This window comes from Neobacillus sp. DZ-9 (assembly GCF_059587065.1).
The window spans coordinates 773,894-787,134 of sequence record NZ_JCAIOL010000001.1; the positions used below are offsets into that span (position 1 = coordinate 773,894).

12 protein-coding genes and 2 other annotated features are annotated in these 13,241 nt (G+C 39.2%); of the genes, 11 read left to right on the plus strand and 1 reads right to left on the minus strand.

The annotated features are described in order from the left end of the window. The first annotated feature begins 128 nt into the window (after positions 1–128). The 4 genes from AC59HZ_RS04055 to AC59HZ_RS04070 all read left to right on the plus strand — a co-directional run bounded on the left by AC59HZ_RS04055 (position 129) and on the right by AC59HZ_RS04070 (position 4,584). Positions 129–881, plus strand: a complete 753-nt coding sequence (locus tag AC59HZ_RS04055; RefSeq protein ID WP_496544660.1) for a DeoR/GlpR family DNA-binding transcription regulator — start codon at positions 129–131, stop codon at positions 879–881. Continuing rightward, entirely contained in the window at positions 878–1,792 is a 915-nt protein-coding gene (pfkB, locus tag AC59HZ_RS04060) for a 1-phosphofructokinase (protein ID WP_496544580.1), read from the plus strand. Before AC59HZ_RS04055 ends, pfkB begins: the two co-directional genes overlap by 4 nt. A gap of 15 nt (positions 1,793–1,807) precedes the next feature. Continuing rightward, on the plus strand, positions 1,808–3,670 hold the full coding sequence (locus AC59HZ_RS04065) for a PTS fructose transporter subunit IIABC (RefSeq protein ID WP_496544581.1): 1,863 nt from the start codon (positions 1,808–1,810) through the stop codon (positions 3,668–3,670). Between the two features lie 116 nt (positions 3,671–3,786). Continuing rightward, on the plus strand, positions 3,787–4,584 hold the full coding sequence (locus AC59HZ_RS04070) for a DUF2935 domain-containing protein (protein WP_496544582.1): 798 nt from the start codon (positions 3,787–3,789) through the stop codon (positions 4,582–4,584). Positions 4,585–4,644: 60 nt separating this feature from the next. On the opposite strand, the gene bcbE is transcribed toward AC59HZ_RS04070, so the two are convergent. Further along, the gene (gene bcbE, locus AC59HZ_RS04075; protein WP_496544583.1) at positions 4,645–5,919 is read right to left on the minus strand and encodes a bacillibactin exporter BcbE; all 1,275 of its coding nucleotides are present in this window, start codon (positions 5,917–5,919) and stop codon (positions 4,645–4,647) included. A 180-nt stretch (positions 5,920–6,099) separates the two neighbouring features. Next, positions 6,100–6,351 (plus strand) — a binding site (T-box leader). A gap of 38 nt (positions 6,352–6,389) precedes the next feature. Next, positions 6,390–6,640, plus strand: a binding site (T-box leader). Between the two features lie 62 nt (positions 6,641–6,702). On the opposite strand from bcbE, the gene trpE reads away from it, so the two are divergent. Genes trpE through trpA form a run of 7 tightly spaced genes read left to right on the plus strand, consistent with a single transcriptional unit; the run spans position 6,703 to position 13,098 of the window. Further along, on the plus strand, positions 6,703–8,091 hold the full coding sequence (trpE, locus tag AC59HZ_RS04080; protein WP_496544584.1) for an anthranilate synthase component I: 1,389 nt from the start codon (positions 6,703–6,705) through the stop codon (positions 8,089–8,091). After that, positions 8,088–8,699: an anthranilate synthase component II gene (locus AC59HZ_RS04085; protein ID WP_496544585.1), complete on the plus strand. Its 612-nt coding sequence runs from the start codon at positions 8,088–8,090 to the stop codon at positions 8,697–8,699. Before trpE ends, AC59HZ_RS04085 begins: the two co-directional genes overlap by 4 nt. After that, positions 8,671–9,699 (plus strand): anthranilate phosphoribosyltransferase, encoded by a 1,029-nt coding sequence (trpD, locus tag AC59HZ_RS04090; protein ID WP_496544586.1) that lies wholly within the window; start codon positions 8,671–8,673, stop codon positions 9,697–9,699. The genes AC59HZ_RS04085 and trpD overlap by 29 nt, the downstream gene beginning before the upstream one ends. Next, positions 9,700–10,491: an indole-3-glycerol phosphate synthase TrpC gene (gene trpC / locus AC59HZ_RS04095; RefSeq protein WP_496544587.1), complete on the plus strand. Its 792-nt coding sequence runs from the start codon at positions 9,700–9,702 to the stop codon at positions 10,489–10,491. Then, positions 10,488–11,114 (plus strand): phosphoribosylanthranilate isomerase, encoded by a 627-nt coding sequence (locus AC59HZ_RS04100; protein WP_496544588.1) that lies wholly within the window; start codon positions 10,488–10,490, stop codon positions 11,112–11,114. The genes trpC and AC59HZ_RS04100 overlap by 4 nt, the downstream gene beginning before the upstream one ends. Continuing rightward, positions 11,111–12,310 carry a tryptophan synthase subunit beta gene (gene trpB, locus AC59HZ_RS04105; protein WP_496544589.1) on the plus strand — a complete coding sequence of 400 codons (1,200 nt, stop codon included), beginning with the start codon at positions 11,111–11,113 and terminating at the stop codon, positions 12,308–12,310. Before AC59HZ_RS04100 ends, trpB begins: the two co-directional genes overlap by 4 nt. 2 nt (positions 12,311–12,312) lie before the next feature. Continuing rightward, complete coding sequence (trpA, locus tag AC59HZ_RS04110; protein ID WP_496544590.1) at positions 12,313–13,098, plus strand: tryptophan synthase subunit alpha; 786 nt, start codon at positions 12,313–12,315, stop codon at positions 13,096–13,098. Positions 13,099–13,241: the final 143 nt, after the last annotated feature.

Consider the following 13,241-nt stretch of genomic DNA (forward strand, 5'->3'; position numbering starts at 1 on the left):
TTGTAAATAATTATCAAAAAACTTTCAAAAACAATCATATGATGAGTGTTTTTGAAAGAAAATGATTGATTTTTGCAATCGGTTTCAGTAATATAAAAGCAGGAAAAGAAATTTCAGGTGGTGATAATATGTTAACACCAGAACGACATCGCATAATTCTCCAATTATTAAAAGAGAAAAGTGTCGTGAAAATCCAAGAAGTTATGGACATAACTAATACCTCGGAATCTACAATCCGCAGGGATTTATCACAATTAGAGGAACAAAAGTTTTTAAAGAGAATTCATGGCGGCGCTTCAAGATTACAGGGCAAGCTCCAAGAACCAAGCATGATTGAGAAATCCTCCAAAAACCTTCACGAAAAACGACTGATTGCCAAGTATGCGGCAAGTTTGGTGGAGGAGGGAGATTCGATTTACCTTGATGCAGGTTCAACGGTAATTGAAATGATTGAATTCTTACCGCTCAAAAATATTGTGGTAGTGACCAATGGGTTAATGCATTTAAAACCGTTATTAAATAAAGGAATTTCTACTTATCTAATCGGTGGACTAATAAAACCGAATACCAATGCTTTTATTGGAAGAGGAGCTTTAGCCAGTCTTGACCAGTATCGTTTTGACAAATGCTTTATGGGAGTGAATGGCATTCACCCACAGTTCGGCTTTACAACACCGGATCAGGAGGAAGCTATGGTTAAGCAAAAGGCTATTTCTCTTTCAAGAGAAGCATATGTTATAGCCGATAATACAAAGTTTGCTGAAATATCATTCGCGAAAATTGCTGACATCCATGAAGCATCTATTATTACAAATGAATTAGAGGCAGAAACACAAAAACAGTATGTAAATAAGACATCCATAAAGGTAGTGACTACATGATTTACACATTAACGTTAAACCCATCTGTTGACTATATTGTTCAATTGGAAAGCTTCAGTCTCGGAGAATTAAATCGCTCGGTAAGTGAAGCAAAGTTTCCAGGCGGTAAAGGGATTAATGTTTCCAGGGTTTTAAAACAATATGGAGCGAAAAGTAAGGCGTTAGGCTTTATAGGCGGTTTTACCGGTGAATATATCGCGCAATACCTTAATAATGAAAACATTGAAACAGACTTTGTGATGGTTGCCGAGGATTCCCGCATCAATATCAAGCTGAAAACAGGCCAAGAATCTGAAATCAATGCCAATGGACCTACCATTACTGACCTAGATTTTCACCAGCTAAAGGATAAAATTCGTCAGTTAGGTTCAACGGATTTATTGGTTTTGGCAGGAAGTATACCTTCCTCTTTACCAGAAACGACATATGAAGAGCTAGTGAAGATTTGTGGGGAAACGGGAGTACAATTTGTTGTCGATGCAGAAGGAGACCTGCTAAAAAAAGTTCTCCCTTATAAACCGTTTTTAATCAAACCAAATCATCACGAACTTGGAGAGCTTTTCGACACTGCTTTTACTTTTGCGGAGGAAGTTATCCCATATGGGAAAAAACTTGCTGAAATGGGTGCCCAAAATGTAATTGTATCTCTTGCAGACAAGGGTGCTGTATTGATTAGTGAGAACACTGCCTATTTGGCTGAAGTGCCAAAAGGAGAGGTTAAAAATTCCGTTGGAGCAGGTGACTCGATGGTGGCAGGATTCCTTTCGGCTTACGAGAGAACTTCTGACCTCAAAGAAGCTTTTCGTTATGGTGTTGCATCAGGAAGTGCAACGGCATTTTCACTTGGATTATGTACTAAAGAAAAAGTAGAAGAGCTCCTCTCACAGGTGTATATAAAAGAAATTCTCTAAGGGAGAGAAAAGACGATGAAAATTACTGAATTGTTATCCCAAAATACGATTCTATTAAATATTGAAGGCAATCAAAAAGAAGAGACAATTGATCAACTTGTTTCAGTTCTATTCAAAGCTGGAAAAATCACCGATCAAGCAGAATTTAAAGAAGCGATTTTAAAGCGTGAGGCTCAAAGTACTACAGGAATTGGTGATGGGATTGCCATTCCTCATGCGAAAACAAAAGTGGTTAATGAAGCTGCCATTGTATTTGGTAAATCTGCTTCTGGTGTAAATTATGAATCCTTAGATGGGAAACCAGCACATCTCTTTTTCATGATTGCTGCCCCTGAAGGTGCAAATAATACACACTTGGAAGCATTGGCCCGTCTTTCCGGAATGTTAATGAAAGCCGAAGTACGTTACGAGCTTTTAAAAGCAACCTCAGCTGAGGAAGTTTTGGATACGATTAACCGGTTTGATAAAGAAGATAAACAGGAAACGGTAATTTCCAATAAGAAGGATCTAATCGTTGCCGTAACAGGCTGTCCTACTGGTATTGCGCACACCTATATGGCCGCAGATTCATTAAAAGCAAAGGCTGCTGAAATGGGAGTGGACATTAAGGTTGAAACAAATGGTTCAGGCGGAGCAAAGAATGTTTTAACGAAGGATGAAATTGAAAATGCTGCAGCTGTCATTATTGCTGCTGATATCAATGTGGAAATGGAAAGATTCAAAGGCAAACATTTGATTCAAGCTGCCGTTGCCGAGGGGATTCGCCGCCCGGAACAATTAATTAACCGCGCAGTAAAACAGGAGGCTCCGATTTATAATGGAAATGGCGGCCAAAGTGAAAAATCATCTGAACAAAAATCTTCACGAACAGGCTTTTATAAGCATTTAATGAATGGTGTTTCCAACATGCTTCCGTTTGTTGTCGGTGGTGGTATTTTAATTGCCATCAGCTTTATGTTTGGTTATAATTCCGCAAATCCGGATGATCCATCCTACAATCCAATTGCAGCAGTAATTAAGGCAATTGGCGGTGATAATGCTTTTGCACTTATCGTTCCTGTTCTTGCCGGTTTTATCGCCCTTAGTATTGCCGATCGTCCAGGTTTCGCACCAGGTATGGTAGGCGGTATGATGGCAGCCCATGGGGGAGCAGGCTTCCTTGGTGGATTGGTTGCCGGGTTCCTTGCAGGATACATTGTACTACTCTTAAAGAAATTATTTGCAGGACTTCCACGTTCACTTGAGGGAATTAAAAGTATCTTGATTTATCCTTTGTTAGGCATTGCGATTACTGGATTTTTGATGCACTATGTTGTTAATAATCCTGTGGCTTGGATTAACAAGGAAATTGCCAATTTGTTAACTGATCTTGGAACAGGTAATGCTGTTGTTTTAGGTATTGTCCTTGGCTTAATGATGGCTTTCGATATGGGTGGTCCTGTAAACAAGGCTGCTTACGTATTTGGGACAGGTTTATTGGCTAGTGGTGTTTACGGACCTATGGCCGCCATCATGGCTGCAGGTATGGTGCCACCTCTTGCAATTGCGATTGCCACAACAATCTTTAAAAATAAATTTAATGAACAGGACAGAGATGCAGGTAAAGCATGTTATGTAATGGGTTTATCCTTTATTACAGAAGGAGCAATTCCATTTGCAGCGGCTGACCCGATTCGTGTCATTCCTTCCATTATGGCAGGTTCGGCCATTGCGGGAGCGCTTTCGATGGCATTTGGAATCGGACTCCGTGCCCCGCATGGCGGTATTTTCGTTGTCCCATTAGTAGAAAATGGTGCTTTACTGTATGCAATGGCCATTTTAATTGGCTCAGTAGTATCCGCTCTTTTAATCGGATTCCTTAAGAAACCAGTCAAATAATTTTTGTTAAAAGCCGGCAAATCATGTTTGCCGGCAAATTTTTTTATATCATAAAACTAAAGCAGCCGGAATAACATCAGATTGGTATGGGTATTTTTACCTGAGGGGGCATTATCATGAATGATGATTTTGAGAAAACAGCACGTTTTGAGCACCGATTCTGGCTCCAAATATTAGGGGATCATTCCCGCTTTATTCTAGTGGCTTTAGCACCCGTTGAAAAAGAGGAAATCGAAAAAGCTGCAGCATTTATTCAAATTTTTGATAATCTTCTTGGGCAGGCAAAAACAGCAGATGTATTACAATTAACGATTAATGCTGAAACAGAAGTCCTAAAACTCCGGGAATTTAAATTAAGTCTAATTAAAAGGCATTTAATCGGTAAGATAAAAATACATCTGTCTCCGACTTTTCTAAATCATATGGTCAATGAATTAGAAGAATATTTACGAGTCATTGCGCACTTAAAAACAGGCAAGCTTCCGCCAGTTTATCATGAACTTCATCATCATCTCGTTTGGTTATTGGATGCTGCCGGGCATGCAGGAGCAATTTCTTCCAATTTAGACGGGGTGGAAAAAAGGCTGAAAGAAAAAAGTGATAGGTATACAAAGCATTTTGAAGATTTTTATTTAAAAGCAGTTGAATTAGCTGGCTATTTAAGGACGAACATTACCTCATTCCCAGCCTTGGATAAAATGAATTCAGAGACGGTCTTAGAAATCAAATTATTTCAAAATTTCCTCCGTGAAATTGAAGAATTAGAACTAAGTGCTCAAGCTCTAGGTACGTTTTCACCACTAATGGCAGATCATATGTCACGTGAAGAATGTTATTACCTCATGAAAATAGCTGAATCAGCAAACACAGAAATGCCAAATTGTGATCCAGCCAAACCAAGACTAAAAGAATAGGCTCTATTTAAGGCATTTAATGAATATTTAACACTGTTGATTGGAGCTGAGGCATATTCCTCAGCTCTCTTTCGGTTTAATGGCTTTCAATGCGACTAGGGCAGCCAAAATACTTAAACTGCTAAGAAGGATAAAAATCCAGTGATTAGAATGCTTCATAAACAAAGCAATAATCGGAGGCCCGGCCGCTACTCCGATAAATCTCATCGAACTGTATATGGATGTAATTGTTCCCCGTTCCTCTTTCTCAACCCCTTCAGTAATTAAGGCATCGAGACAGGGGAGACCAATACCAATGCCTACTCCGCTTATTAAAAACATCGTGAGCATATACCACAGATTAATGGAAAACCAGAGGGCAGCGATAGAGAATGCAGCAGCAACCATTCCGCCAAAGGTTAACCATTTCATTAATACTTTATTTTTTTTAATAACCTTGCCGCTAATAAATGATGATAAGCAAAGTGCCCCAAGCGGTAATGCTAAAAAGAAACCTTTTTTGATATCCTTTATTCCATATTTTGTTTCAAATATTTCAGACAAGTAGAAGAGAATTCCAAATAGGACGAGCATGAGAATGCCGCCAATAAAAAAGATGGCATAAAGCCAACGTCCTTTTTCCGTAAAGGTTTTCTTGATATTAATAAAAAAATCCTTAAATGGAACTTGTTTAGCAGATGTTTTGGGACATTTAACAAGAAAAATCATCATTAAAACTGAAATACCGCAAAAAACTGGAAAAGAGAAGAAAGGTAAAAACCAAATAAATCCAGCTAAAAATGCACCCAAAATCGGACTTAAAACTTTTCCAAAGGTGTTGGAGGTTTCAATTAAACCAAGTGTACAGCTGACATCGTCGTCTTTCTTAAACATGTCGCCGACGAGCGGCATGACAATCGGGGCTGCTCCAGCAGCACCCACACCTTGAAGTGCACGTCCAATTAAAATCAGCCAATAAGCATTATCAAATTTCCATGCTGCCCAGCCAGAAAGCAGTCCGCCAATTCCGGCGATGATAAGACTTGGAATAATGACCTTTTTCCTCCCTATATGATCAGATAAATATCCGGCAACTGGGATTAAAAAAATAGCAACAATTGAATATACCGTAATGATCATACTGGTTTGAAAAGAAGAAATCGATAATTTATTTTCCATTGTTGGTAAAACTGGAATTAACATCGAATTTCCTAAGGTCATCACTAATGGAATGGAAGATAGCGAGACAATCGCCCACTTTTGGCTTGAAACCTCATTGGACCTCTTTTGCCCTGTACGAGACTGTTTCTTTTTTGCAGCTCGTGGATTTTGGCCTAACTGTTCAATATGTTCCATTAATCTTCGATCCCGCCTTAAATTATTTTCTACTGTTAATATTCACTTAATCAGTTTTAAAAAACTAATCCTTTAAATGGAAGTTGATTTAAGTATTTTAAAGATGATTTTGAAGATTAAAAAAATTTACACTTGACAATGAAGGATGCATTGTAATAATATAATAAACAATAATATGAACGTAAGGCATTGACGAAGAGTAGTACCTTTAACGGATTCTCAAGAGAGCTGATGGTTGGTGTAAATCAGTGTTGACGTTTAAGGGAATGGACTTCCGAGCCTCCAAACCGAACCTCCTTGATTGGTCAGTAGGCTTTGGCGAAGATCTCATCGTTACAAGAGACAGATATTAAAGCTTTTTGCTTCGATATCAGTAAAGTGAGCTAATTTTTTAGCTAATGAAGGTGGCACCACGGGTCTTCCGTCCTTTTTTGGATGGAGGGCCCTTTTTGTATTTATAAATCAATATTGAAATATCGTTGAACAAGAGGAGTACACATTTTTATTTCTTTCCAGAGAGTCGGGGATGGTGAGAACCCGATAAGAAAGGATTTGTGGAATGGACTTGTGAGAGGCATCTTGAACAAAAAGTAGGGATGCACGGAATTCCACCGTTAAAAGGATAGGATATCGAATGAAAATATTCTGTATCCGAAAGAGGAAGCAGGTTTGTTCCTGCTTCAAATGGAGGTGGCACCACGGTCCGAGAATCGTCCTCTATATGCGCAATTTTTCCCTGCGCATATAGAGGGCGATTTTTTTTATTCAGAAGGGAGCTTGAACATGACGACTAAATCCAAATATATCGTACAGGAAATAAAAGGAGATACTCTTACACCGATTTCGATTTTACAAAAAATTAGCGGCAACAAGAAATTCTTGTTGGAAAGTTCTCATAAATACAATGACTCGGGCCGCTATTCCTTTATTGGCTCAGATCCAGCCTTTGAGCTTATTTCAAAAGGGGATTGTAATGAGATTTTCAATAGGATTGGTGAAAGAAAAGTAGTTCAGGGAAATCCAATCGAGGTTTTAAAGGAGCTTTTACCTCGTAAAAGCCTTAAAGAGATGCCTTTTCCGTTTATTGGAGGAGCAGTTGGATATGTAGGATACGACATTATCCGGCAGTATGAAATTATTGGCGAAGAATTCCCAAATGGAATGGAAATGCCTGATGTTCACTTAATGTTTTATGAGGAAGTTATCGTTTTTGACCATCTTGAAGAAAAGGTTATGATTTGTGGATGCCAGCTTTCTGAAGAGAATCCGATAACTGAAATAGAAAAACGGATTAATCAGAGAATTGAAGAACTAAAAAAGCCTACCTTCTATCAGAATGAGGAGCCATTTAAATTTACTGGATTTGATTCTGAAACAAGTCAAGAGCTCTTTATCAAAAATGTTGAAATAGCAAAAGAGCATATTTTAGCAGGCGATATTTTTCAAGTGGTCCTTTCGAGAAGAATGAAGTCAGCCTTTGCTGGAGACCCTTTATCCCTTTACCGGAAGCATCGAGCACATAATCCAACTCCGTATATGTTCTATATCGATTTTGATGACTATACCGTAATTGGATCATCACCGGAAAGCTTAATAAAAACAAGGGGGACTACAGTCATTTCCAATCCAATCGCTGGTACAAAAAGACGTGGCAGGACCAGTGAAGAGGATTCAAAAATAGAAGAGGAATTAAAAAATGATGAAAAAGAATTAGCTGAACATAAAATGCTGGTCGATCTTGGCCGAAATGATCTCGGGAAAATCTGTGAATTCGGTACCGTTCATGTTGATAAGTATATGGCAGTTGAAAAATACCGTCATGTGATGCACTTGGTATCAGAAGTGAGCGGGGTTCTAAATTCGGATAAAACAGCGATTGATGCCTTGGCAGCATGCTTACCGGCAGGGACTGTTTCAGGTGCCCCAAAGGTTAGGGCAATGGAGATTATCAACTCATTGGAAAAGTCAAAAAGAGGATTATATTCAGGTGCGATTGGATATGTTTCAGCTAGCGGAAATATGGATTTTGCCTTGGCCATCAGAACGATGATTTTAAAGGAGGGCTTTGCTTATATTCAAGCTGGTGCAGGGATTGTGTACGATTCGAACCCGGAATCGGAATATCAAGAAACGTTAAATAAATTAAATTCCTTTTTGGAGGGTGAGAAATGATTTTACTGATTGATAACTTCGACTCATTCACCTACAACCTTTATCAGTATTTAGGTGAAATTGGAGAAAAGGTTGAGGTAATTAGAAACAACCAGGTCACCGTTGACAAAATTAATGAATTAAAACCTAAAGCGATTATCCTTTCACCTGGGCCAGGTAAACCTGAGGATGCCGGAATTTGTATTGAAGTGGTTCAAACCTATTATAATCAGTACCCAATCTTAGGAATCTGCCTTGGCCATCAGGCGATTGGAGCGGCTTTCGGAGGGAAAATTCAAAGGGCTGAGTTAATCAAACATGGTAAAACATCCATCATTTCGCACAATGGTGAAGGGGTATTTAAAGATCTGCCGGACGTATTGGAAGTCATGCGCTATCACTCCTTGATTATTGAGAAATGCAGTATGCCTGAAGACCTTCAAAGTGTTGCAGAGTCAAGTGATGACCGAGAAATTATGGCGATAAAGCATCGGGAATATCCAGTCTATGGTCTGCAGTTTCATCCCGAGTCAATTGGAACACCCGCTGGAAAACAAATATTGAAAAACTTTTTACTTGAGATCGAAAGGATGAGGACGAATGAAGAATTATTTACTCCAGTTAGCTGAGCGTGAATCATTTTCTGAAAGCCAGATGAAAGAAGCAGTCGATTTCATCTTAGGTGAAGAAGTTTCAGAATCAGAAATAGCTGCTTTTCTAATGGGGTTGAAGTCCAAAGGAGAAACAGTTGATGAAATAACGGGTATTGTCAAAGCGATGAAGGCCAATACACTGAACTTTAAAACGAGATTGCCAGGTGTAATTGATAATTGTGGAACGGGAGGGGATGGTTCCTCAAGCTTTAATGTCAGCACAACCTCTGCATTTGTAATCGCTGGCGCCGGAATCCCTGTTGCTAAACATGGAAATAGGAGTGTTTCGAGCAAGACAGGAAGTGCCGATGTTCTAGAGTACTTAGGGGTGAACTTAAATCTGTCAGCAGAAAGAACTGAAGAAATTCTTCAAGAAATCGGATTATCCTTTTTATTTGCACCGAATGTCCATCCAAAATTGAAAAAAGTAATGACCGTTCGAAAACAATTGAAAATACCAACAGTGTTTAATTTTATCGGACCACTGACAAATCCGATTGATTTAGACTATCAATTGCTCGGTGTGTATCGAAGAGACTTAATAAATGTGTTTGCCGATGTTCTAAAGAAGCTGGGCCGTAAGCGAGCCATTGTCATTAATGGGGCAGGGTTTATGGACGAAGCTTCCCTCCAAGGAGAAAACTATCTGACTCTTTTAGAGGATGGAATCATAACGAGCCAATCCTTCCATCCAGAAGAGGTCAATCTCCCGCAATATGATAATAGCTGTATCAAGGGCGGGGATTCAAAGGATAATGCCGAAATATTAGTAAAAGTGTTAAAAGGTGAAAAAGGTGCTTACCGTGATACGGTATTGCTTAATGCAGGAATGGGGATTTTTACAGCTGGCAAAGCAAATTCCATTAAGGGCGGAATTCTAGCTGCTAGGGAAATTATTGATTCCGGTGCTGCTTATGAAAAATTAACTTGCTTAATTGAAAAAACCCAAGCATCCGGTAAGAAAGAGGCGATTTAAGTGGAAACAATCTTAGATAAAATTATTGCTCAAAAGAAAAAAGAACTTCCCCTACTCCTTCAGGGAAGAGAGTCATTGCATTCCGTTGAACGTCAGAGAAGGTCGTTTATTCAAAAGCTGCAATCAGCTGAAGAAATTTCCATTATATCCGAATTTAAGCGGGCATCGCCTTCTAAAGGAATTATTAACGATAAAATTCCACCAGCGATTCAAGCTGGTTTATACGAAGAATATGGCGCTTCCGCGATTTCTGTCCTGACAGATCAAACCTTTTTTAAGGGTTCATTTTCTGATTTGCTGGAGGTTCGAAACACGGTAAACCTGCCGATTCTATGTAAAGACTTTATTATTGATCAAATTCAAATTGATTTTGCTGCAGCTCATGGCGCAGACATTGTTTTGCTGATTGTTGCAGCATTGGACGAATTAAAGTTAATAGAACTTTTTCAATACGCAAAGGGCATAGGGTTGGAAGTATTGGTGGAGGTCCATAATCTGGATGAACTGGAAACGGCCCTGAAAACTGGTGCCAAGCTTATTGGCGTAAATAATCGCGACTTAAAAACCTTTCATGTCTCGCTGGAAGTTACAGAGAAATTAGCAACTGTTGTAAGAGATGCGGGTGCCTATCTCATAAGTGAGAGTGGAATCCATTATCAAGAAGATGTGGAACGGGTAAGAAATGCTGGTGCAAATGGGGTCTTAGTCGGGGAAGCTTTCATGAAAAGTGCGGACGTGAAACAATCCTTTTTGAATTTTCGCTTACCTTTGAAAGAAGGTGCACGAAGATGAAAGTAAAAATTTGCGGTATTTCCGATGTAGAAACAGGAATTGCGGCCGCCCAATTTGGGGCTGATGCCATTGGGTTTGTATTTGCAGAAAGTAAAAGGAGGGTTTCGATTGATAAGGCAAAAGAAATAGCTTCCTTTCTACCTAAAGAAGTATTCAAAGTTGGGGTATTTGTTAATGAAACAAAAGAAGAAATCGAACGAATTGCTTCCATTGTTGGCCTTACTCATATCCAATTACACGGTGATGAAACGGCTTCTTTTAGCGAATCACTTTCATTACCAGTAATCAAAGCTATTAGCTTTCAGGGAAATGAGAACTTAGAAACCTATAAGAATTTTCCGGGTGCCTATTTCTTACTAGACAGTCCTAAAGGAAAATATCGAGGTGGAAATGGCACTGCTTTTAATTGGAGCGAGGTCAATTTAAGTCTAATAAATCGTAAACGGGTCATTCTTGCCGGCGGATTGCACGCAGGCAATGTGGTAGAGGCCATCCATATTATTCAACCCTTTATGGTTGATGTGAGCTCTGGAGTAGAAACGGATGGAAAAAAAGATCTCCAGAAAATAAAAACATTTATTGAAAAGGTAAAAGGAAGCTTAATTGGAGGGATTACAAAATGAACACATATACATTACCAAATGAAAAAGGCCATTTTGGCATTTTCGGCGGAAGATTTGTACCAGAAACACTAATGAAGGCAGTTATTGAGCTCGGTGAGGCATATGATGATGCAAAGAAAGACCCTAGCTTTCACGCTGAAATTCAAAGATTATCAAAAGATTATGTAGGGAGAGAAACCCCATTATACTTTGCCGAAAATCTTACAAAGCATGCTCGTGGAGCGAGGATTTTTCTAAAAAGAGAGGATTTAAATCATACGGGTGCACACAAGATTAACAATGCGATTGGTCAGGCACTCCTTGCAGTACGAATGGGGAAAAGAAAGATTGTAGCAGAAACGGGTGCGGGGCAGCATGGTGTGGCAACGGCAACAGTTTGCGCCTTATTAAATCTCGATTGCATTATCTTTATGGGGGAGGAAGATATCAAAAGGCAGGCGCTAAATGTGTTTCGAATGGAATTGCTAGGTGCAAAGGTCGTTAGTGTTACTTCTGGTAGTGCAACCTTAAAAGATGCTGTGAACGAGGCCTTAAGGTACTGGGTTGCAAATGTCGATGATACCCACTATTTATTAGGGTCTGTAATGGGGCCGCATCCATTTCCGCAAATGGTTAGGGACTTTCAAAGTGTAATCGGCAAAGAAACAAAAGAGCAATTTTATAAGCTTGAAGGAAAGCTTCCTGCTGCAGTTGTCGCCTGTATTGGCGGCGGAAGTAATGCAATGGGCATGTTCCATCCGTTTATTGAGAATGAAGAAGTCAAGCTTTATGGCGTAGAAGCAGCTGGTCGAGGTGTTGATACAGAATATCATGCTGCTTCATTAACGAAAGGCAAACCTGGCGTATTACATGGGTCTTTAATGTATTTACTTCAGGATCAAAATGGTCAGATTCAAGAAGCCCATTCGATTTCCGCGGGTCTTGATTATCCTGGTGTAGGACCGGAACACAGCTATTTAAAAGATATCGGCCGGGCAAACTATCAATCTATCACCGATAAAGAGGCACTAGACGCCTTTCAGCTATTATCAAAGCTGGAGGGAATCATACCGGCACTTGAAAGTTCTCATGCGGTTGCATTTGCTGTAAAACTTGCGGCAGAAATGGAAACAACTCAAAGTATTGTTATCTGTTTGTCTGGACGCGGTGATAAAGATGTGGATGCTGTGAAAAAAAGGCTTGAAGGGGAGAAATAATCATGAATCGTATCGAACAAACTTTTACTTTATTAAATAAAGATCAAAGAAAAGCGTTCGTTCCTTATTTAATGGCAGGGGACGGTGGATTGGAGTGTTTAGTAGACCGCTTGGTTTTACTAGAAAAGTTCGGGGCTTCTGCCATTGAAGTAGGTGTCCCTTTTTCAGACCCGGTAGCCGATGGGCCTACGATACAACAGGCAGGGATTAGAGCATTAGAAAAAGGTACAACCTTAAAAGGAATTATTGCTGAAATTGAAAAAGCAAGAAAGATTGTTACTATTCCGATTATCCTTATGACTTACTTAAATCCTATTTATTGTTATGGGATCGGCGAATTTGTCCGTGATATTAGCAGTGCCGGCGTGGATGCCTGTATTATTCCGGACCTGCCTGTGGAAGAAGAGGAGCTTATTGCGCCCAAGCTTGAAGAAGCACAGGTGGAATTAATTCGTCTTGTTACCCTTACAACTCCAATCGAAAGGATAAAAACGATTGCTAGTAAGGGAAGGGGATTTTTATACTCTGTAACAATAAAGGGGATTACAGGAACGAGAAATGAATACGACAGTGAGTTGCATCAATTTTTAAAACAGGTGAAAAAAGTTAGTCCGATTCCTGTTTTGGCTGGATTTGGAGTTTCTAATGAACAACAGGCGTTAGAATTAACAGCTAATTGTGATGGTGTTATTGTCGGAAGTAAAATTGTGGAGTTATTTGAAAAAAATGATTTAGTAGAAATGGAAAAATTAATGTCTGTTTTTAAGCAAGAATCAAAAATTGGATAGGAAAAAGTGTTAAATGCTAGCAGGAATTTTGAAATTCTTGATAGCGATGATTATCTCCCTTATAATATGATTATACTCGTAATATATAAAATTTTTTTCTGCTGACAAACATTTGTACGAAACTTCCCATAGCGGAAGTTTTT